At 63.0% G+C, this 21,430-nt stretch carries 20 protein-coding genes; 14 read left to right on the forward strand and 6 right to left on the reverse strand.

Features of this window, described 5'->3' with window-relative positions; genetic code table 11:
• From PI93_RS04695 to PI93_RS04705, 3 genes are read right to left on the reverse strand one after another with little or no spacing between them, the layout of a single operon-like run.
• A complete protein-coding gene (locus PI93_RS04695; RefSeq protein WP_039366869.1) occupies positions 1–435 on the reverse strand; it encodes an ExbD/TolR family protein in 435 nt (144 codons plus the stop codon).
• A 4-nt stretch (positions 436–439) separates the two neighbouring features.
• Positions 440–1,270: a MotA/TolQ/ExbB proton channel family protein gene (locus PI93_RS04700; protein WP_080759051.1), complete on the reverse strand. Its 831-nt coding sequence runs from the start codon at positions 1,268–1,270 to the stop codon at positions 440–442.
• 54 nt (positions 1,271–1,324) lie between these two features.
• Positions 1,325–1,960, reverse strand: coding sequence for an energy transducer TonB (locus tag PI93_RS04705; RefSeq protein ID WP_039366873.1), 636 nt, complete (start codon positions 1,958–1,960; stop codon positions 1,325–1,327).
• Positions 1,961–2,189: 229 nt separating this feature from the next.
• Between PI93_RS04705 and PI93_RS04710 the strand changes: the two genes are divergently transcribed.
• Positions 2,190–2,909, forward strand: coding sequence for a response regulator (locus PI93_RS04710; RefSeq protein ID WP_039366877.1), 720 nt, complete (start codon positions 2,190–2,192; stop codon positions 2,907–2,909).
• 265 nt (positions 2,910–3,174) lie between these two features.
• Here the strand turns inward: PI93_RS04710 and PI93_RS04715 are convergent, their stop codons facing one another.
• A complete protein-coding gene (locus PI93_RS04715) occupies positions 3,175–4,386 on the reverse strand; it encodes a GlxA family transcriptional regulator (RefSeq protein ID WP_080759052.1) in 1,212 nt (403 codons plus the stop codon).
• Positions 4,387–4,647: 261 nt separating this feature from the next.
• Between PI93_RS04715 and PI93_RS04720 the strand changes: the two genes are divergently transcribed.
• The 7 genes from PI93_RS04720 to PI93_RS04750 all read left to right on the forward strand — a co-directional run bounded on the left by PI93_RS04720 (position 4,648) and on the right by PI93_RS04750 (position 11,572).
• Complete coding sequence (locus PI93_RS04720; protein WP_224786322.1) at positions 4,648–5,646, forward strand: ABC transporter substrate-binding protein; 999 nt, start codon at positions 4,648–4,650, stop codon at positions 5,644–5,646.
• A 13-nt stretch (positions 5,647–5,659) separates the two neighbouring features.
• Entirely contained in the window at positions 5,660–6,730 is a 1,071-nt protein-coding gene (locus tag PI93_RS04725; RefSeq protein WP_039366881.1) for an ABC transporter ATP-binding protein, read from the forward strand.
• Positions 6,727–7,617 carry an ABC transporter permease gene (locus PI93_RS04730; protein WP_052240449.1) on the forward strand — a complete coding sequence of 297 codons (891 nt, stop codon included), beginning with the start codon at positions 6,727–6,729 and terminating at the stop codon, positions 7,615–7,617. The genes PI93_RS04725 and PI93_RS04730 overlap by 4 nt, the downstream gene beginning before the upstream one ends.
• Positions 7,614–8,402, forward strand: coding sequence for an ABC transporter permease (locus tag PI93_RS04735; protein WP_039366884.1), 789 nt, complete (start codon positions 7,614–7,616; stop codon positions 8,400–8,402). The genes PI93_RS04730 and PI93_RS04735 overlap by 4 nt, the downstream gene beginning before the upstream one ends.
• A 30-nt stretch (positions 8,403–8,432) precedes the next feature.
• Positions 8,433–9,446 carry a proline racemase family protein gene (locus PI93_RS04740; RefSeq protein WP_039366886.1) on the forward strand — a complete coding sequence of 338 codons (1,014 nt, stop codon included), beginning with the start codon at positions 8,433–8,435 and terminating at the stop codon, positions 9,444–9,446.
• 293 nt (positions 9,447–9,739) lie between these two features.
• On the forward strand, positions 9,740–10,792 hold the full coding sequence (locus tag PI93_RS04745; RefSeq protein ID WP_052240450.1) for a helix-turn-helix domain-containing protein: 1,053 nt from the start codon (positions 9,740–9,742) through the stop codon (positions 10,790–10,792).
• Positions 10,793–11,008: 216 nt separating this feature from the next.
• Positions 11,009–11,572 (forward strand): hypothetical protein, encoded by a 564-nt coding sequence (locus PI93_RS04750; protein ID WP_144400161.1) that lies wholly within the window; start codon positions 11,009–11,011, stop codon positions 11,570–11,572.
• 93 nt (positions 11,573–11,665) lie between these two features.
• On the opposite strand, the gene PI93_RS04755 is transcribed toward PI93_RS04750, so the two are convergent.
• Complete coding sequence (locus tag PI93_RS04755) at positions 11,666–13,087, reverse strand: aldehyde dehydrogenase family protein (protein ID WP_039366890.1); 1,422 nt, start codon at positions 13,085–13,087, stop codon at positions 11,666–11,668.
• 101 nt (positions 13,088–13,188) lie between these two features.
• Here PI93_RS04755 and PI93_RS04760 point away from each other — a divergent pair, with 101 nt between their 5' ends.
• Positions 13,189–14,121, forward strand: coding sequence for a LysR family transcriptional regulator (locus PI93_RS04760; RefSeq protein WP_039366893.1), 933 nt, complete (start codon positions 13,189–13,191; stop codon positions 14,119–14,121).
• Positions 14,122–14,130: 9 nt separating this feature from the next.
• On the opposite strand, the gene PI93_RS04765 is transcribed toward PI93_RS04760, so the two are convergent.
• Positions 14,131–14,433 carry a hypothetical protein gene (locus PI93_RS04765; RefSeq protein ID WP_201278428.1) on the reverse strand — a complete coding sequence of 101 codons (303 nt, stop codon included), beginning with the start codon at positions 14,431–14,433 and terminating at the stop codon, positions 14,131–14,133.
• A gap of 392 nt (positions 14,434–14,825) precedes the next feature.
• On the opposite strand from PI93_RS04765, the gene PI93_RS04770 reads away from it, so the two are divergent.
• From PI93_RS04770 to PI93_RS04790, 5 genes are all read left to right on the forward strand, one after another.
• The gene (locus tag PI93_RS04770; protein WP_039366895.1) at positions 14,826–16,511 is read left to right on the forward strand and encodes a ShlB/FhaC/HecB family hemolysin secretion/activation protein; all 1,686 of its coding nucleotides are present in this window, start codon (positions 14,826–14,828) and stop codon (positions 16,509–16,511) included.
• A 125-nt stretch (positions 16,512–16,636) separates the two neighbouring features.
• Positions 16,637–18,409 (forward strand): DUF2341 domain-containing protein, encoded by a 1,773-nt coding sequence (locus PI93_RS04775; protein ID WP_039366898.1) that lies wholly within the window; start codon positions 16,637–16,639, stop codon positions 18,407–18,409.
• A gap of 12 nt (positions 18,410–18,421) precedes the next feature.
• Positions 18,422–18,832 (forward strand): ExbD/TolR family protein, encoded by a 411-nt coding sequence (locus tag PI93_RS04780; protein ID WP_039366901.1) that lies wholly within the window; start codon positions 18,422–18,424, stop codon positions 18,830–18,832.
• Between the two features lie 10 nt (positions 18,833–18,842).
• Positions 18,843–19,568, forward strand: a complete 726-nt coding sequence (locus PI93_RS04785) for an energy transducer TonB family protein (RefSeq protein WP_236105738.1) — start codon at positions 18,843–18,845, stop codon at positions 19,566–19,568.
• 92 nt (positions 19,569–19,660) lie between these two features.
• Positions 19,661–21,427 carry a putative porin gene (locus tag PI93_RS04790; RefSeq protein ID WP_052240458.1) on the forward strand — a complete coding sequence of 589 codons (1,767 nt, stop codon included), beginning with the start codon at positions 19,661–19,663 and terminating at the stop codon, positions 21,425–21,427.
• The last annotated feature ends 3 nt before the right edge of the window (positions 21,428–21,430 follow it).

Raw genomic sequence — 21,430 nt, forward strand, 5'->3', positions numbered from 1 at the left:
CTATTGGCGCGGCGGCGCTTCGGTAATGAAGTCGACCTTGGCGATGCCGGCGCGCTGGCATGCCAGCACAACCCGTCCGATGGCGGCGTAGCGGGCATCGAGGTCGCCGCGAATATGCACTTCGGGCTGGGGTGTCAGTACGGCGACCGCCTTGAGTTTTTCCAGCAACGTTGTGGCATCGGGAATCCGTCGCTCGTCCCAATAGACCTCACCGTCGTGGGTGACGGCGAGGACGATGTTCTGAGGTGTGGTTTGCAGGGGTTGGACCGATTCCTTTGGCAGGGTGACGGGAACGGTATGCGAGACCACGGGAATGGTGATCAGGAAGATGATGAGCAACACCAGCATGACGTCGACCAGCGGCGTCGTGTTGATTGTCGCCATGACCTCGTCGTGCTCTGCACCACCGCTCCCGCCGGATAGGGTCATCGCCATGACATCACCCCACGCGAGCGACTTGAGCGGCTCGGGTCGCCAATGCAGCGGCGGCTGTCGTTTTTCCTGTCAGCAGCACGTTATGCAGTTCGCTGCCGAACTCGCGCACGCGCTCCATGACGGCCTTGTTGCGACGGACAAGCCAGTTGTATCCGAGCACGGCGGGAACGGCGACGGCCAGGCCGATTGCCGTCATGATCAACGCTTCCCCCACAGGCCCGGCGACCTTGTCGATGGAGGCTTGCCCGGCAATGCCGATGGCGGTGAGCGCGTGGTAGATGCCCCAGACGGTGCCGAAAAGGCCAACGAACGGGGCGGTGGAACCGACGGTGCCCAGGAACGACAGTCCATCCTGGAGACGATTCGATACGCCGGTCATGGCACGTTCGATGGCGCTGGCGATCCAGGTATTCAGGTCGACCTGATCGAGCAACGCACCGGTGTGATGATCGCGTGCCGACAGCGCCGTTTCGGCAATGTAACGAAACGGACTTCCTGCATCGAGTGAGCGGATCCCTTCGGAGAGCGAGGCGGCGTTCCAGAACGTCTTTTCCGCGGCACGTGCGCGTCGCAGGATCTTGGCCTGTTCGAGCAGCTTGGCGACGATGATGTACCAACTTCCCATCGACATGATGACGAGAATGAGCAGGGTCCCGCGAGCGATCATGTCGCCGCCTTCCCAAAGCGCTTGCAGCCCGTAGGGGTTGATCTCCGCCGAGGCAGCGTGTGCGCCCGGTGAAGCGAGCGCCACGAGCGTGGTGAGCGCGCAGATAACGGCGGTTGAGACCAGGGGGCGGCGCTTACGCGGTGTGGCACGATATGGGAACTGAAACATGGTCGTCTCCTTGACGTGAGTTCAGAGGGGGAAGAAGGGCGGTTGCGGACCGCCTCAATTGAGTTGGAAATCGAACGGCACTTGAACGCGCACATCCTGACCTTGTGCGACGCACTGGAACTGCCGCACCGCGCTCTCGGCCGCCCGGTCCAGCGCCGGGGCTGCCGAGCGGGCGACACGAAGTTGTTTCACTTGCCCGTCGGTGCCGACAATGAATTCGATGAGGACGTTGCCGGTGATGTTGTCGCGCAGCGCTTCGCGTGGATAGCGGATCGCAGCCCGGACTTGTGCGGAATTCGGACAGACGACACCGACGTTGGCTGCCACCGGCTTGCTTTCGACGGGTGCCGGCGGCGCAACCGGTGTCGTGGCGACAGGCTTGTCGCTTTGTGCGGCAATCGCGTTGGGCTGCGGGGTGGCCTGTACCTGCACTTCAGGCGGTGGCACGTAGGCCTTGGGTGGCACGACGGGGCGTGGGGCCGGCGCGATCTTCTTGACCGGAGGGGGCGGCGGCGGAGGCGGAGGTTTGATTTCCTCGATGATTCGTGTCTCGATGGGCGCCTGAATGATCGTCGCGACACGCGTGGCGAGCCCACTCAGCAAGGCATACAGAATCAGTGCGTGCACAAGCAGGGCAACGCCGATGCCAAGCAGTCTCCGGGCGGGCGGTTTGGGTTGAGCGTAATTCATGGACTACGTGTCTCCTACCTGCATAGGTGTGGAGTCACGTTACGGCGCAGGTATTTCTGTTTCATCTCGACTTTGTATCGGGATTGATACATAGACGATGCGAGGCACTGACGCCGAATGTTTCAAGACCGCAACAAAGCCGCAAGATTGCTGGCACGTTTGTCGCCGATAATCCGGAAATCGGGCGCGTCGAATCGACGTGGCGGGGGACTAAAAGAGGAAAATGACCATGGCAACGCACGTACTTGTCGTCGACGACGATGCGCAGATACGGAGTCTGCTTTGCGATTGCCTCGCCGGCTTTGGCATGACCTGTACGCAGGCTGCCAGCGGTGAGGAGATGCATGATGCGCTTGAGCGCAACGACATCGATATTGTCGTGCTCGATCTGATGCTTCCCGACAGCGACGGGCTGACGCTATGCCGGGAATTGCGCACATCGTCGGAGATTCCCATCGTGATGTTGACTGCGCGTGGCGAGATGACCGACAGAATTGTCGGCCTCGAACTCGGTGCGGACGATTACGTCGTGAAGCCCTTCGAGCCGCGTGAGCTGGTCGCGAGAATTCAGACGATCCTTCGCCGCACCAAGGCGCAGGCGAGGGCGGTACCCGAGCCGAAGGACGAGCGGCGATTCGCGGGATGGCGTCTCAGTCTGATCGGCCGTCATCTGATTGCGCCCGACAACACCGTCATTCCTCTCTCGAACGCTGAATTTCGACTGCTGAATGCATTTCTTTCTGCGCCGGGCCGTGTGCTGAGTCGTGAGTACCTGATGGATGCGGCCCGAGGGAAGTCCATCGATGCGTTCGATCGCAGCATCGACGTCCAGATATCGAGGCTGCGACATAAGCTGCGAGAAGACATCAAGGAGCCACGGTTACTGCGGACGATCCGTGGCGAGGGCTACATGCTTGACGTCAGGGCACGATCGGATGGGGAGGGGTAGGTTTGGGTGGGATAAATGCATCGAACCGACCTTTTTCCCTCTTCCTCTCAAGAGGGCTGACAACACTTGCTCTGGCTAGTCGGAGAGCTCCCGGCTCGGTCGGTACACAATCGGCTCGTCACGGTGAGCTAGTTCGAAAGTGATTGAGGGCGAGCATCTTGTGCGCTACGCGCTAACGCATGCATCCCGGAATCAGCCATCGCATGATTCGGTCAATGGATGGTTCCGGGCGCACGCCTGGTGGGGAGATGGTCACGCTTAGCGCTTACGCGCTCAGTGGCTCAGTGTGTTCGACATAGGCTCGCTGTCGTTGCCGCGCGGTGGCCGGACTGCCAGCGTTTGCCCCCGCCCCCTCGGTTTTCGCCTGTCGCCGAAACTCCCGTGGTGACACGCCGTAGCGCGCACGGAAGTCCCGCGAGAAATGTGCGCCATCGGAGAATCCGCATTCCAGCGCGATATCGGTGATGCTGCGCGTATCGTGACGCAACTGCCACCGCCCGTAATCCAGTCGCATGCTGCGAAGAAATGACATCGGCGAAACGGCAAGCGCCTCGTGGAAGGCCCGTTCCAGTTGCCGTCGTCCGACGTTCACATACCGGGCGATGGCGTCGAGCGTTGGCGGATTGTCGATGCGCTGCTCGATGAAGTGGGCAGCCTGCCGCACGCGAATGTCGGTAATGTGGGAGAGATCCGCATAAAAATGCGCCTGCGGCAGCTTCGCCGGACGGATACCTTGCAGCATCATGTGCCGCACGACTTGCTGCGCTTTCGCCTGACCGCAGTGCCGGGTCACGAGATACAAGCCCAGATCGATGGCCGCCGTCGATCCGGCGCACGTGATCAGATCCCCTTCGTCGACGAACAGATGATCGACCACCGCCTTCGTCTGTGCGAAGCGCGACCGAAAGGCATCCAGCACGTTCCAATGCACGCAGACGGTGCGTGACCCTACCAGTCCCGCCTGTGCAAGCGTGAACGTGCCGGTGCAGATGCCCAGCATGCGCACATGCTTCGCGCTGGCAAGCTGAAGCCAATCGCGTAACTGTGGCGGAAGAAAAGTATTCGGGTAGTCGTTCCCGCCGCACATGGCAATGTAATCAAAGCACGAGGGGTCTTCCGACAGTGCGCCATCGACATTCACCTCCACCCCCGCGCTCGACTGACGCGGCAATCCGTCCATGCTCATGACGCGCCAATGCACGTCGATCTGACGGCTGCGTCCACCGTGATCGGCGGCCAGGCGCAGAACATCGACGAGGCCCGCGAACGCGGCCAGCGTGAACTGGTGTAGCAAGACGAGCCCGATGGACAACTTGGCCTTGGCGATCGGCTCGATGGCGTCATGCGCCGTGTCGTGGCTGGCGCCGCCAATCGGCGATACGTCCGGCACCAGCAGATGGGGCGCCCCCGACGCGCGCTTCTTTTTTTTCGACGTTTCCTGTCCAGTCGTCTTGCCGTAGATATGACGGCTTTGCATGTCGCGGTTATACAAGTTTTTGACCGATGCTTGCAAGCTGGCGACAACCCTTGCTCGCTACGATGCAACTCAGCGATATCCGCTGTGTCGCACGCCAGATGGACCTGAGCGCGACGCCTGCGGAACGCACAAGATGCTCGTAATGCTTGCAAGACTCGGAATGACTGGCCACACCTTCCTTCGGGGGATGACATGAACTTCTGCAGCCGCAACACCTTACGGAAGTCGGTAATCGCGATGGCGATTGCGACAACCGCGTCTATGTCTGCTTTCCAGGCGGCTGCGCAGTCTTCGCGCATTACGGTCGCCATGTACGGCGGCAACTGGGGCGACGCCTTCAAAGCCTGCGTCGCCGAGCCCTTCACCAAGGCCACTGGCATTGCTGTCACGCCTGAAATCGGCACGTCCACCACAACGCTCGCGAAGCTGCAACAGCAAAAGAATTCGCCGACCATCGACGTCGCCTGGCTCGACGGCGGCATCAGCGAACTGGCTTTCGATGCGGGGGTTCTCGACAACCTCGATGCCACGGGCATTCCCAATCTGAAGAACGTCAATGCGAAGGGCGTCTATCGCAACGGCAACACCACCTATGCGGTGAGTTCCGGCTACTACTCGCTGGGCCTGACATACAGCACGAAGTCGGTCAAGACGCCGCCCACCAGTTGGAAAGACCTCTGGAAGCCGGAGTATGCGGGCGCTGTGACGGTGCCGTCGCCGTCGAATTCCGCAGGCGTTCCGTTCGTGGTGTTTCTCGCCCATGTCTGGGGTGTCGATCCGGCCAATCTCGGCCCGGTGTACAGCAAGCTGGCTTCGCTCGACGCCTCGCTGTTCTACGACAGTTCGGGCGCGGCTACCAATGCTTTCCAGAGCGGCGAAGCCGTCATCGGCGCGCACTTCAACGTTGGCGCATGGGATCTGATCGACAAGGGCGTGCCCATCGGATTCGTCGTGCCGAAGGAGGGCGTCTGGGCGACGGACGCTCGTCTGCATCTGGTCAAGGGATCGCGCAACAAGGGGGCCGCCGAGAAGTTCATCAATACGGCGCTCACTCCCGAAGCGTCGTCGTGCCTGGCCTCGAAACTGTATCTTGGCCCGGCCGTTGCCGGCGTGAAGGTGTCGCCGGATGTCGCGCGCAAGTTGCCGTGGGGCGCAAATGGATCGGTCGACAGCCTGAAGCTGTTCGACTGGAGCATGATCAACGCGCGTCGCGCCGAGATCACGTCGGCCTGGAACCGTCAGGTGTCTGCAAAGAAGTAAGGAAGGTCGCACCATGACAGCATTGCTCTCTCTCGACGCGGTATCCAAGCGCTTCGGCAGTTATCAGGCGCTTGACCGCATCAGCCTCGATGTCCGGCAGGGCGAGTTCATCGCACTGCTCGGCCCGAGTGGCTGTGGCAAGACGACGCTCCTGCGCGCCATCGCCGGTTTCCAGACGCCCGACAGCGGTCGCATCGCCATCGACGGCGAGGACGTCACGCAATTGCCGCCGTATCGTCGCCCGCTCAACACGGTATTCCAGCAGTACGCGCTGTTTCCTCACATGCGCGTGCTTGAGAACGTTGCCTATGGCCCGCGCCGGCAGGGTGTCGCGCGCAACGAGGCGGCGAAGCGCGCACGTGACGCATTGGCCATGGTCGGGCTGGAGAACTTCGGCGAGCGCTATCCACGGGAGCTTTCCGGCGGGCAACAGCAGCGCGTGGCGCTGGCCCGCGCAATCGTCAATCGTCCGAAGCTGCTGCTGCTCGACGAACCGCTCTCCGCGCTCGACATGAAGCTGCGCAAGCGCATGCAACTGGAACTCAAGCATTTGCAGGAGCGGCTTGGCATTGCCTTCGTGTTCGTGACGCACGATCAGGAAGAGGCGATGACGATGGCGGACCGGATCGTGGTGATGAACGCCGGAAGCATCGAACAGGTGGGCACGGGGATCGACATCTATCGCTGCCCTGCGACGCGCTTCGTCACGGAATTCATCGGCGACGCCAACATGATTGCGTTCGACGTGCGCGACGGTGCGCTGCGCCTCGACATGGCATCGCCCGCGCAATGGCCTGTGCCGTCGAATACGCCGACGCGCGGCGTTGCGGTGCTGCGTCCGGAGCAATTGCATGTGCTCGCCGTGGCTGCCAATCGCTCACCCGATGCGTCGGCGTGCCGCATGCGAGGTGTGCTGGCCGACATCGTCGATATTGGGAGTCACGCGCTGCTCTACGCCGACATTGGCGCACATCGCGTCGTCGCCCGCACGACCAGCGGCATCGCGGCAACGCTGCGCCCCGGTGCCGACGTGCATCTGGGCTTCGACCCTGCGAACGTGCATCTGATCGGGGATGCGGCATGAACCCGGCATTGTCGCTTCCCGCGCACGACGAGGGAACGCACAGGCTGCGACTGGCGCCCGTGTGGATGATTGGCGTGCCTTTGCTGTTCTTCGCCGCGTTCTTCCTCGCACCGCTGGTCGTGGTGCTGGTCGCGAGCCTCACTTCCGTCAATGCCTCCGGGCTGTCGGTGCTGACGTTCGTCAACTATGCGCGGGTGCTCGCCGATCACTATCACTGGGACGTCACGCTCGTCACGTTTCGTATCGCTTGCCTCACGACGGTGTTCTGCGTGCTGCTCGGCTACCCGCTTGCCTGGTATCTCGTGCGCATCGTGCGTTGGCAGGCGTGGCGTCGGGCCTGCGTGATTCTGCTTGTCGTGCCCATGCTCACGAGCAATATCGTCCGATCGTTTGGCTGGATGGTATTGCTTGGCCGCAATGGGCTAATCAATGAGGCGCTGCTGGCGACCGGACAGATCGAACGCCCGCTTCGTTTCCTCGGCACGGAGACCGGCATCCTCATCGGCATGGTGTACGTGTTGCTGCCGTTCGTCGTGCTGGCGGTGGGCAACTCGCTGGCCCGCGTGGACACATCGCTTGAACAGGCCTCCGCCGATCTCGGCGCCAAGCCTTACGAGACGTTCTTTCATGTGACGTTGCCATTGACGATGCCCGGCATCGTGGCGGGCGCGATCATGGTCTTTACGCTTGCGGTCTCTGCCTATGTCACGCCGGCATTGCTCTCCGGCGGACGCGTCACGGTGCTCTCGATGCTGATCTTCCAACAATACAGCTCGACGTTCGACGTCCATTACGGCGGCGCACTCAGCATCGTGTTGCTCGTGTTCACCCTGGCGATGGTGGCGTTGGCGGGACGGATCGGCGCGGTGCGGGGAGGTGTCCGATGATTGCGCGATTTTCCGTTCGTCTGGTGGCATGGGCTGTGCTCGCCTACCTGATGTTGCCGCTCATCGTGATTCTCGGCAGTTCGCTGACCCGCACCGAGTTCCTGGCGTTTCCGCCGCAGGGCATCACGTTGCGCTGGTACCAGCAGATGCTGCACGACCAGAGTTATCTGGCGGCCTTCTCGACGAGCACGACGCTGGCGTTCACGGCGACGGTGTTGTCGCTCCTGCTGACGGTGCCCGCGTCGCTGGTGCTGGCGCGATACGAGTTTCGTGGCAAGGGCACGCTGACGGCGATTCTGATGGCGCCGCTGACCCTGCCGCACATTGTGCTCGGCGCCGCGCTGCTGCAGTTCGGTGGGTACTTCGGTCTGACACGCAGCTTCCTGTCGCTTCTGATCGGCCACACCATCATCGTGGCGCCATTCGTGCTGCGCTCGGTGCTCTCGATGATGACGCCGGAGCAACGCGCGCTGGAAGAAGCCTCGAGCGATCTGGGGGCAAATCCGTGGACGACGTTCTTCCTTGTCATCCTGCCGCGCATCCGGCCGGGCATCGTGACCGGCTCGATCTTTGCGTTCATTTCGTCGTGGATCAACGTCGAGCTTTCGATATTCAACACGACGGCGGATCTCAACACTATTCCGGTCAAGTTGTTCAACTACGTGCAGTACACGATCGACCCGACGATCGCCGCGGTGTCCGGTGCGACGATTCTGGTAGCCGTTGTGGCGATCGTGATCCTGGATCTCACCATCGGTCTCGACATGTTGTCCGACCGCAGCTAATCCTCAACTGACTCTTCTGGAGCAATTGTTATGCGCAAGCAAGACGCGTTCGACGTCATCTACACCCATACCGAAGGTGAACCGCTTTGCATCATCCACAGCGGCATTCCGTATCCGGCCGGGTCCACGATCCTGGAAAAGCGGGCTTTCCTCGAAGCCAACTACGACTGGCTGCGCATGGCGCTCATGCGTGAGCCGCGCGGCCACCGCGATATGTTCGGTGTGTTCCTCACGCCGCCGTCGAGTCAGGAGTTCGATGCCGGTCTGATCTATATCGACGGCACCGAGTACTCGCATATGTGCGGCCACGGCACGATTGCGGTCGCCATGGCGATGGTGGCGCACGGCTTCGTACCGCGTGGTCCGAACGGCATTACGCGCATTCGCTTCGAAACGACGGCCGGTCTTGTGGTCGCGGAAGTGGCGACCGAAGGCGATGAAGTGCTGTGGACGCGTTTCGAGAATGTGCCGGCGTATGTCGCGGCGCAGGACGTTCCGGTACATCTGCCCGGCTATGGCGATCTGAAGGCCGACATCGTCTGGGGCGGTAACTACTTCGGGATTGTCGATCTGAGCGGCTGCAATCTGCGCATCTCGCCGGAGAACGGCAGCGAACTGTCGCGCCTCGGTCTGTTGGTACGCGATCAGATCAACGCGAAGATGCGCATCCAGCATCCGACGCAAGCGCACGTGAATAACCTGAACTACGTGACTTTCTGGCATTCGCCGACGATTGAAGGCGCGTTCTACAAGAATGTTCACGTGTTCAGCGCCGGACAACTGGATCGCTCGCCGGGGGGCACCGGCACCAGCGCGATGATGGCGATGTTCGAAGCACGCGGACAACTGAAGATGAATCAGCCCATCCTGACCGAGGGCCTGCTGGGCAGCGGTACGTTCGAAGGTTGCCTGTTGGGTGAGGTGGATTTGAACGGCACGCGTGCCGTGCGTCCGACGGTCAAGGGCACGGCCAGTGTTCTGGGTACCGCGCGCTGGATCATCGATCGCAAGGACCCGGTCGGCGCAGGGTTCCTGGTGCGATAACGCCCCTTGGGGGGTAAGGGGGGGTATGGGAGAACGCGACGTTCGGCCACCCCCTCCTTTCGTTCATCGCGCTCGTGTACCGTCTCGCCCGTCGAATCGCTGTCAGGAACTTCGGGCGCCTGCGCTGCACTCGGCGCAAGGCGTTGCAAAGGCCCGACAGTCCAGCCCTCGCGCAACGCAGAGTCGAGCGAGATATCGTTGGTTATCCTTCGGAATCGATGTGAATTTGGTAAGCTCCCTGTCAATACGAATTGACCTGTCCGGTAGCTCGGGGCACGAAGAAGGGGGGGATCATGGCGCACACGGACATCCGCATTTCGACCGACTCGATCGAGCCGTCGCTACGTGACGACTACTGGCGCGAAGTCACACGGCCGTTCTGCGAGACGCTGCGTTCCGAGCGCGCGGACGCTCCCCCTCTCGAGGGGACCATGCTGATTCGCAATGTAGCCGGATTAACGCTGGGCTCGACGACGTTCAACGCCCAGCGGTATGTGCGAAACAAACGCACCATTGCGCAGGGCGGACTCGACCACTATCTCATTCATGTGCTGGTCGCGGGTTCGATTCACGGCAACTTCGCCGGCCGGGATGTCGTGGCAGCGCCAGGCAGCATCTGCGTCATCGATCTCGCGCGAACCTATGAGTGCGACGTCGATGCCGGTGTGCGACTGGCGACGACCGTGCCGCGAGCGGGTATCGAGACGTCGCTGGGCAGCCGCGATCTGCACGGATTCGTGCTCAAGCCAGGGCTGCCGATTACCCGTTTGCTGGTGGATTATCTGCGCGGTCTGCATGCCGTGTCTGCCGACTTGTCCGCCAGCGAAGACATTGCCGTGCAAGACGCTCTCGTGACCTTGCTGACCGCGGGGCTGACCAGCGCGCCGCCCGCGCAAGCCGAACCGAAGTCCGTGCTCGGCCGGGCGTTGCGTGAACGCCTGCTGACGTACATTGAAAACCACCTCGCGCACCCGGAACTCGGGCCGGAGCTTCTGGCGCGGCGCTTTCGCATCTCGCGCGCCCACTTGTATCGTGCGTTTGCGGAGGATGGCGGCATCGTCAGCGTGATCCGCAGCCGACGCCTTAATGCCAGCTACCGGGCTCTCATCGATCCGAGCAAGGCCACCTGGACGACGGCGAAAATCGCCACCGACTCAGGCTTCTCCGACGTGGGCAAATTTCGCAAGGCATTTACCGCGAGCTTTGGCGTGACCCCGGACGACGCCCGCGCACAGGGTCGCTTCGTTGCGCCGTCAATTAGCGGAGCTGGCCAGTTAGCGACGCATTTCGCCGCTTTCGGCGCGCTTCAGGCCGGTCAGTGGCCTCAAAACCGCTTGGATGGGTGAGTCGCAACGACGCTGTCAACTTCCCAAGTGGGCGTCACCTCTCGTATTGCACCTCGCCGTGCGCGTCGGGGATTCATCGAAAGTGCAAGCCAGCCGCCGGTATCATAAAACACGGCGTCGGCGCGCTGGCAGGATGCCATCTCCCACCACCGAAGGAGACCGACGATGAATCCCATAGGCATCGCAACGCCGGGCACTGCCCCGACGAGCTTCCCCTTGACGCATCAGCAACAACCTCATCGGCACGAGAGTTTCGTCGCGGATATTCAGACAGTAAAACTCAGAACGGCTGGCAGGCTCGAGTCGCCATTCGCAGCCACCGCGCAGCGAATTCGTCCTGTCGAGTCCGCAAGTCCCTTGCCGGTGGTGTCGCTCAGGAATTTGCTGGACGTCACCGACCCGGAGCAGGATCCTGGTCCGGCGGTGGACTTCGCGTTTTTCCGGGAGCCGCTGAAGCAGAACATGGCGCTGTTGGGCCAATGGGCCGCCGCTGCCAAGGCCGGTAGTCAGTCCGACGCGTGGTCACAGTTCGTCAACGACATCTCGGCGTACTACTTCAAGGGGAGCCGGCGGCAGCGTGTCATGGACGCGTTGATCCTGTCCATCGACGTGCTGCCCGCGAGCCATCGTGCGGATGCGCTGGCCTGTCTGCTTGCCGATGGCGAGGAGGGGATGGCGGCGGCCGAAGAGTTCTGGGAATACATCGGGCTGGATCGAATCCCCGAGACGGACAAGGAGCGGGTGCGCGGTTTGATCCGGCAGTACGGCATCGGGGCGTAACACGGCAAAGGGGTCGGTGACATTCGGTTGAGTGCGCCCCGTCGAATCAAACGGCACAGACTCACCCGGGAAAAGTGTCACCGACCTGGCGACTCAAACGACGCCCAATACCGACTTCGGTTCCATGAAGGCTTCCAACCCGAAGGTGCCGTACTCGCGGCCAATACCGGACTGTTTGAACCCGCCGAATGGCGCGGCCGGTTCGTGGGCGAGCGTGTTGACGAGCACGCGCCCCGCCACGATCTGCGACGCCACGGCGCCCGCGCGCTCGAGATCCGGGGAGCAGACGTAAGCCTGAAGCCCGTAGGGCGTGTCATTGGCAATCGAGACGGCTTCCGATTCGTCGCGATAGGCAATGATCGACAACACGGGGCCGAAGATTTCTTCGCGAGCAATCGTCATATCGTTGCGCACACCGCTGAACAGCGTCGGGCGCACAAACCAGCCTGCATCGATACCGTCCGGACGCCCGGGACCGCCCGCCAGCAGACGCGCGCCCTCGTCGATGCCGATACCGATATAACGCTGCACCCGCTCCCATTGCTTCTGGCTCACCATCGGCCCGATGTGGGTTGCGGGGTCACGCGGATCGCCCGCATGAATTCCCGCCACGGCGGCAACCATGCCTTCCTCGAACTCGCGCAACCGCGCCTGCGGCACAAGAATACGGGTGCCGGCGATGCAAGCCTGCCCGCTGTTCATGAACCCGGCCTGAAGCGCGAGGGGGATGGCGTCTTCGAAGTTCGCGTCGTCGAGGATCACCATCGGCGACTTGCCGCCCAACTCCAGCGTCACGCGCTTGAACGTTTCCGCAGCGGTGCGAAGAATCGAGCGGCCGACCGCCGTCGAGCCGGTGAACGAGAGTTTCGCAACGTCCGGATGCGAACTGATCTCGGCGCCAACGGTGTCGCCGCGTCCCGTCACGATGTTGAATACGCCAGGCGGAAGCTGAGCGTCGTGCAGCGCCTCGGTCACGACGCGCGTCTGGATGGCGCTCATTTCGCTCGGCTTCACGACTGCCGTGCAGCCCGCAGCAAGCGCCGCAGCCAGCTTGCCGCAGATAAACCCGGCGTTGCTGTTCCACGGCGTGATCAGACCCGCAACGCCCAACGGTTGCATGACGACTTCTGCGGTACCGATATGGCGCACGAGCGCATAGTCTTCCAGCGTATTCGCGGCTTGCAACAGCACATCGCTGGCGTGCAGGGCCATCCAGCGAGCACGCTCGATCGGTGCGCCATATTCTTCGACGATGGCGTCGCACAGCGCATCTTCGCGTGCGAGAACGGCGCCATGCAGACGTTTGAGCATTGCCACGCGCTCATGCTTGCTCGTGCGTGAAAAGGCAGGAAAGGCGCGCTTGGCGGCGGCGATGGCGGCGCGCGCATCGTCGGCGTCCGCCAGTCGGACCTGACCGATGACCTGTTCGGTGGCTGGGTTGAAAAGATCGAAGCGTTCGTCGCCGTGCGGGGTGACGAAAGCGCCGTCGATATAAATCTTGTCGATGATCTTCATGATCTGTCCTGAGAAAACTGGGTCGATGACTCAAGATAGACCAGCGATATTGCGCTGACTAGCCGTACAATCGTGGATGACTTGTTGAGGAATTCAGGATAATGAGAACGTCAGGCCTTGCGGAACTGGAAGCGGTCATGGCGGTTGCGCGTCATCGGAGTTTCCGTGCGGCAGCGACCGAGTTGGGGGTATCGACGTCGGCACTCAGTCATCAGGTGGCAGCGCTTGAAGCCCGTATCGGCGTGCGACTCTTCAACCGAACGACCCGCAGCGTCTCGCTCTCCGAGGCGGGCACGCAGTTCGTGGCCAGCATCGCGCCAGCGCTGTCGACCATCCAGACAGCGCTAGACGACGCCGGTACTTTTCGCGATACCCCGTCCGGCACGCTGCGCATCAATACGTCGGTGGGCGCAGCTCATCAGGTGATGCCGTTGCTCTTCGAATTCTCCGCACGCTATCCCGACGTGAAGCTCGACCTCGTAACGGAGGGGCGTCTGATCGATATCGTTGTCGACGGCTTCGACGCAGGCATTCGTCTCATGGAAATCGTGCCGCAGGACATGATCGCGGTGCCGTTCGGCGACCGGCAGCGGTTCGCGGTGGTCGGCAGCCCGGCGTACTTCGCCCGTCATCCGCCGCCGCGCACACCGGCGGATCTGCGCGAACACCAATGCATTCGAAGCCGCATGCCGAGCGGCGCCATCTACCAATGGGAGTTCGAGCGGCACGGCGAGATGTTGCGCGTCGATGGCAGGGGCTCGATCACGCTCGACGATGCGAGTCTGATGCTCCGGGCCGCCCGTGCGGGTGTCGGTCTGGCCTACCTGACGGAGTGGAACGTGCGCGACGATCTGGCGGCCGGCACTCTCGTGAGAGTGCTCGAAGCGTGGACACCGCCGCTCGACGGATTGGCACTCTACTATCCGGGCCGCCGCCACGTTCCCGCCGCCCTGCGCGCGTTGATCGATGTGATCCGCGAACGTGCCGACGCCGAGCGCGCGCCTGCGCCCCGCAAAGGGCGAGGTCGTGCGTAGCGACGGGGATCACCGCCCGGGGATGATCGGTGCCGGCGGCGGGGTGGCAGGCCGTTGCGGCGTCGCCGAATTCCCGAACGCGTTTCCCATGCGCTGAGACGTCGCGCTCCAGTTGAACTGGCCGCCGATCTGATTGCTCGGCTTGTTGGCGATGTCTTCCGATTCCAGGCCGGGCGCCCGTCCGCCCGCGAGCGGGCTCGACGCCGGCTGTAACTGATTCGTCAGACAGTCATACGACGGCGAGCGCTGTCCATTCACTTCCACATCGACACAGCCGGCTCGCGTGCGCGAAGCCTCGTCGGCGGCGCTCACGTGCCCAATTGCGCCGAGCGTCAATGCAAGGACGCTTGCTATCGATGCACCTGACACCATCGCGGGTGCACGAAATCCCCAAGTGTTCTCTGCCTTCATGGCATGTCTCCCCGTCAAAAATGTCAGGCCGTCCATCAGGACTCCGACCCAACAAGCATACGTCAGTCCTGCCGTTTTTCGAGAAAGATGAATTTCTCGTGACAAACGTTAGTCGGCCGCGTTCCCGGACGTCTAGGTATCCGTATTCGTGAGGAATGTCGACACGGATTGCGTGCGGCCGGGCGATTCCAGCGGTGTTTGGGTAAGCACAGGAAATCGCTGATAAGCGCCAGGCCACCGGGGGCACTGCATCGGGCAGAGCCGCGTCGACCTAACAAAGCAGAGTCTTCTATATGCGTTTGATGAAATCGAACCGGCCGTGGCTGCGCTGGGCGGCAGTGTGCGCAGTCACGTTGGGGGGAACCGTTCATGGCGTTGCGATGGCTCAGGAAGCCAACGCCGCTCGGTCGGACAACGCGCCTGCGGTCAAGCCGCAGGCAGGCGCAGCAGAATTGGCGCCAGCGAAGGAAAAGTCTGCCGAAGCGCAGAAGCCAGTCAATATCAACGAGTACGTTGTGCGCGGCAATACCGTGCTCGACGTGCGCACAATCGAAAAGGCGGTCACACCGTATCTCGGGCCGAACCGCACGCTCGCCGACATCGAAGCGGCACGCGATGCCTTGCTCGCGGCCTATCAGGCCAAGGGCTACCAGTCGGTGTACGTGGATCTGCCGGAGCAACAGGTCACCGGCGGCATCGTGTATCTGAAGGTGAGCGAGACCAAGCTGGGACGTCTGCGTGTGGTCGGCTCGGAATACCACTCGCCGCGCGAGGTGCGCGATCGCGTGCCGTCGCTGGCCGAGGGCAAGGTGCCGGACTTCAACGCCGCCCAGGCGGAACTCACGGCCCTGAACCGTACCGGCGAGCAACAGGTAGTGCCGCTCGTCAAGCAAGGCGCCGTGCCCGGCACGATGGACGTCGATCTCAAGGTCGAGGACACCAACCCGTGGCGGGCCAGCCTCAGCCTGAACAACGACCGCAGCGCCGATACGAAGCCGCTGCGCATGCTCGCCTCGGTGGGCTACGACAACCTGTGGCAACTCGGCCATCGCGTGTCGATGAGCTTCTTCGGCGCGCCGCAAGACTTCAGCCAGAGCAAGGTCTGGTCGGGATCGTATGTGGCGCCGTTGGGCGCTTCGCCGTGGACCCTCGAACTCAATGGCTATCAATCGGACAGCAACGTCGCCACCACCGGCGGTACCACGGTGCTCGGCAAGGGCCACGCGATCGGCCTGAAGACGACGTACACGCTGCCGGATACCGGTGCCTGGTACCACGCCTTCAGTGTGGGCGTGGACTTCAAGGACAACACGGAAACCACGCGCTTCGGCACCGCCGGCGATGTGGTGCCGCTCAAGTACGCACCGATCACGCTCGGTTACAGCGGCTTCTATCAGGACGAAGACCTGAGCGCCGGGCTGAATACGTCGATCGTCTCGGGCATGTCGAGTTTCCTTGGTTATGGCAGCAGTCCTGCCCAGTTCGATGCGAAGCGCTACAAGGCCTCGCCGAGCTTCATGGTGCTGCGCGCCGATGCGAACGGGACTTACACGTTCAGCGGCGGCTGGCAACTTTCGGCGCGCGTGGCCACGCAGATGACCGATTCGCCCCTGATCTCGAACGAACAACTGGCAGGTGGCGGCATGAACTCGGTGCGCGGCTACCTCTCGGCCGAGGCGACGGGCGACTACGGCGTGGTGGGTTCCATCGAATGGCGCACGCCACCGATCCCGCTGCTGGGACCGGTCGTCTCGAACTGGCGCGCCTACGCGTTCTTCGATGGCGCGCGACTGGGGCTGCGCGACGCGTTGCCCGAGCAGACGTCGCGGTACTCGCTGGCGTCGGTCGGCGTGGGCTCGTCGCTGCGGCTGACCTCGCACGTGACGGGCCGCGTCGATGCCGCGTATCCGCTGACCAACGGGCCGCGCACGGAGCGCTACAAGCCGCGACTGAACTTCAGCGTCACGGCAACTTATTGAGCGGATGGCGCGACCTGCCGGCGACCCGAAAACGATCCTTCCGAATTTCACGACACAACATTCACGACCTGATGCCCGATGCGCCAATTCAACGCATCGGGCGGCATAAACGGAGAAATACAGCCATGCGACGCATTCTTCCATTCCTGCTTGCGCTGATCGGCACGCTGATGCCGGTGCTCGCGCACGCCTGGTGGCAACCGGATTGGGCGTACCGCAAGCCGATCACCATCGATGTCGGCCCGCAAGGCGGCAACATCGCGGGCGACGCCGGCCGTGTGCCGATGCTGCTGCGCTTGCATACGGGTAACTTCAGCTTCGAAGGCGTGAACGAGACCGGGGCCGATCTGCGCTTCGTGGCCGCCGACGACAAGACCGTTCTCAATCACCAGATCGAGCAATTCGATCCGGTGCTGGGCATTGCGCTCGTGTGGGTCGATGTGCCCGCCGTGAGCGCAGGCGCCAAGCAACAGGTCTGGATGTACTACGGCAACCGTAAGGCACCTGCGGCCGGCAACGGCCAGCGCGTGTTCGACCCGGATTACACCGCCGTGTATCACTTTGGCGAATCGAATGTGCCGGCACGCGACACGACCGCTTACGGCAACAACAGTCAGAACCCGGTCGTCACGCTTGACGGCGCGATCATCGGCAAGGGGGCGCAAGTGGGCGCTTCGCCGATCGTGTTGCCGGCCTCGCCGTCGCTCGCGCTCGCCGCAGGCAGCCCGTTCACGTTCTCGGCCTGGGTGCGCCCGGAGAAGCTGGGCGCGAACGAAGCGATTTACGTGCGCCGCGACGGCGCCAACGATCTCGTGATCGGCGTCGATCAGGGGGTGCCGTTCGTGCAGGTGGGCGCTCAGCGCAGCCAGCCGGGTCAACCGATTCAGGCCGGTCAGTGGTCGCATCTGGCAGTCACGGCAGATGGCAAGTCGGTCACGCTTTACGTCGGCGGTCACGCGGCCACGACGCTCGCGCTCGCACTGCCCGCCCTGAACTCGCCGACGATCATCGGCGGCGACGCCGATGGCGCCACCGGTGGCCTCGCCCGCTTCTCGGGGGCTGTGGACGAAGTGCATCTCTCGAAGGTCGCGCGCAGCGCCGCACTGCTGCAAACGGACGCCGTCTCGCAAGGTGCCGAATCGCGTCTGATCGCCTTCGGTCCAGACGAGCAGCAAGCCGGCAAGAGCCACTTCGGTTTCATCCTCGCGGCCATGCCGGTCGACGCCTGGGTAGTGGTCTGTGTGCTGGGCCTGATGGCGTTGGTCTCGTGGATCATCATGATCACGAAAGGCCGTAGCTACGCTGCAAAGGCGCGCGCCAACAGTGCCTTCATGACGCAATTTCGCGAAGCCTCGGGCGCACCGCTCGACCAGATTGCGCGCACGAATCGCGTGCCGGAGGACGTGCGCGACCAATCGCCGCTGTGGCGACTGTACGAGGTTGCGCTCGGCGAATTGCATCGCCGTCACGAACTGGGCTACGACACGAGCGCGGTCTCGGACGCGACCATCAGCGCCATTCGCGCGTCGATGGACGGTGCGATGGTGCGCGAAGTCGAAGACATGAGCAAACGCATGAACTGGCTGTCGACGTCGATTGAAGGGGCGCCGTATGTCGGTCTGTTCGGCACCGTGATCGGGATCATGCTGGTGTTCGTCGTGGCGGCCATGGCGGGCGCGGTGGACATCAACTCGGTAGCACCGGGCATGGCCGCTGCACTGCTGTGTACGGCTGCCGGTCTCGGCGTGGCGATTCCCGCACTGTTCGGCTACAACTGGCTGGTGTCGCGCTCGGATGCGCTCTCCGCCGACATGGCCGTGTTCGTCGACGAGTTCACGACCCGCCTTGCCGAAGAGCAGGGCGAAGGCCGCCGTCAGCCCGTGCTGCAACGCGCCTGACGAGGACGAATCATGGCAAACGCAATGCGATTCGCGGCGAAGAAGCGCGCAGGTGGCATCAACATCACGCCGTTCGTCGACGTGCTGCTGGTGGTGCTGGTGATCTTCATTCTCACGAGTAACGCCAGTATTCCCGGCATCAAGGTCGATCTCCCGAAGGCCAGCTCGTCGGTGGCGCTCGAAAAACCGAAGACGAAGGCGATCACGGTCGATAACACCGGGCAGGTGTTTCTCGATGCCTATCCGGTGACGCTGACCGAGCTTGAGGATCGCTTGCGCACGGAAAAGGCGGTCACACCCGACTTCCCGGTGATCGTGCGCGGCGACGCGCAGGTGCAGTACGCCAAGGTTGTCGAAGTGCTCGACCTGCTGCGCCGGATCGATCTCAACCAGGTCGGCCTCGTGACCGGCAAGCCGCAGTAAGGAGCGCAGCGTGAAACCTCGCGATTTCGCGTCTAGCCCCGTGCGGCCCGCCGCCAGGCCGCCCAGTCCGGCGCTCGCGCTGTTGCGCCGGCGTGGCGCACTGATCGTTGGCGGCCTCGTCGTGCTCGGACTGATCGCCCTTTTCTGGCACTTGCTCACGGACAAGGCCAGCATGCGTCGCGAGGTCAACACCCCGCCGATGCTCATGCTGCCGCCGCCTCCGCCGCCCCCGCCGCCGCAGGAGAAACCGCCCGAGCCGCAGCCGGAGAAGATCAAGCCGGAAGTCGTCGAGCCGAAGCCGGCCGACCCTGTAGAGCCTCCGAAGGACGACACGCCGCCGAGCCCGACCAAGGATCTGGGCGATGCCGTGACGATCAATGGCGACGCGCAGGCCGGTACCGATGCGTTCGGCATCGGCGCGGGCAGCGGCGGCGGCATGACCGGTGGCGGGGGGGGATTGGGTAGCCGCTCGTATAGCGCGTGGCTGGCGAGTTCGCTGCAACAGGCGTTCGGGCGCGATCAACGCACTCGCACGCTGGCCTTCGACGACGTGCGCATCGATCTCTGGCTCGACGCCGACGGACGCGCCACACGCGCCCAGTTGGTACGGGGCACCGGTAACGCGGCGATTGACGATGCGGTGCTCGCGATGTTGCGCGACTTCCATGCAGAAGAGAAGCCGCCTGCATCGTTGCGCTACCCGCTGTCGATGAGCATTCGGGGGCGCAGGCCATGACGCGCACTACGGCGTCCGACACGCCACACATGCCGCAATCAGGACTTCCTTTTTACGCAAAAGTCACACACAAAATGAAAGCACTGGAACGTATGACCGACGCTCTCGCGCACCGACGTGCGCCTCGCGCAGCGGGCACCGCAGGCGCGGTGGCACTGGCGCTCGCGCTGCTGGGCGCCACGAGCCTGGCCCATGCACAGGCGCAGCCCGCCCCGAAAGATACCGCCATGGTCAAGCTGATCCGTGGTCTCATCAAGAGCGGCGCGATCGACAAGACCACCGGCGAAGCCCTTCTGGCACAAGCGGAGACGGAAGCCTACGCGGCATCGGCGGCAGCGCAGAAGGCGGCCGCCGCACCTGCCGTGGCGGCGGCGGCCGTGCCCGGAGGCGAGCCGGGCGACGTGCGCGTCCCGTACATCTCGCAGACCACGCGCGATCAGATTCGCGACGAGGTGAAGAACGAAGTGATGGCGCAAGCGAAGACGGAGGGCTGGGCTGCGCCGAACGAAACGCCGGAGTGGACCAAGCGCATTCACATCGAAGGCGACTTCCGCCTGCGCAACGAATCGCGCTTCTATTCGAGCAGCAACACGAACACGCAGATCGACTGGGCGCAGATCAACAAGGGCAATGGTTTCGACGTCAATTCGAACACCAATCTGACGCTCCCGCCGCTGCTCAATACCACGCAGAACCGCACCAACCAGTTCCGTGCCCGTGCACGCTTCGGCATCTTCGCTGACGTGTCCGAGCAGGTGAAGGCGGGGGTGAGACTGGCCAGCAGCAACGACGACAGCCCGGTGTCGACCAACTCCACGCTCGGTGGCGGTCTGAACAAGAAGAGCGTGTGGCTTGACCAGATGTGGATGTCGTATCAGCCGTTCGACTGGATGAAGATCACGGGCGGGCGCTTCACGCCGCCCTATGTCACCTCCGACATGCTGTTCTCGAACGACCTGAACATCGACGGCATTGCCGCGCAGTTCAACAAGGTGCTGCCGCAGAACCCGAACGTCGAACTGTTCGGCTCGCTCGGCTTCATCCCGCTGGAGTACTCGGGCGACAACTCGCCGTCGAACAGCCAGAGCAAGATGTCGAGCCAGACCAAGTGGATGCTCGGCACGCAGTTCGGTGCGAACTGGAAGCTCGACTCGAAGAACAGCTTGCGCGGCACGCTGGGGTACTTCGACTTCCGCAACATCACGGGTCAACTGTCGTCGCCTTGCGCGCTGTATGCAGGCCAGACGAGCTGCGATTCGGACTGGTCGCGTCCGGCGTTCATGCAGAAGGGCAACACGCTCATGCTGCTGCGTAACATCGCGCTCAACCCGCTCGATCCGGCCAATACGGCACAGCCGCAGTACGTCGGCTACGCCTCGAAGTTCCAACTGCTCGACTTGTCGGCCCGTTGGGACACGATGCTGGCCGGGCGCTATCCGCTGCGCTTCGACGTGAACTACATCCGCAACCTGGCCTACAACGAAGGCGAGATGTGGGCACGTGCGAACGGTGGCATCGTGAACAACTTCGGCGCGGGCGATGCAACGCGCGCCAACTTCAAGAGCGGTCCGAACGCCTACCTGTTCCAGGCGACCTTTGGCAAGCCGGTCATGGCGTCGCGCGGCGACTGGAACGTGTTGTTCGGTTACAAGCGTATCGAGCCGGATGCCGTGCCCGATGCCTACAACGACTCGACGTTCCACGGCGGTGGCACGAACGCGAAGGGTTACTACATCGGGGCTTCGTATGCCTTCGACAAGAACGCATGGCTCTCGGGCCGCTGGCTTTCGACGAAGGAAGTCTATGGTGCGCCGCTGTCGATCGACACGTTGCAGATCGAAGTCAACGCGCGATTCTAAGGA

It is taken from the genome of Pandoraea fibrosis (assembly GCF_000807775.2).
GTDB lineage: Bacteria > Pseudomonadota > Gammaproteobacteria > Burkholderiales > Burkholderiaceae > Pandoraea > Pandoraea fibrosis.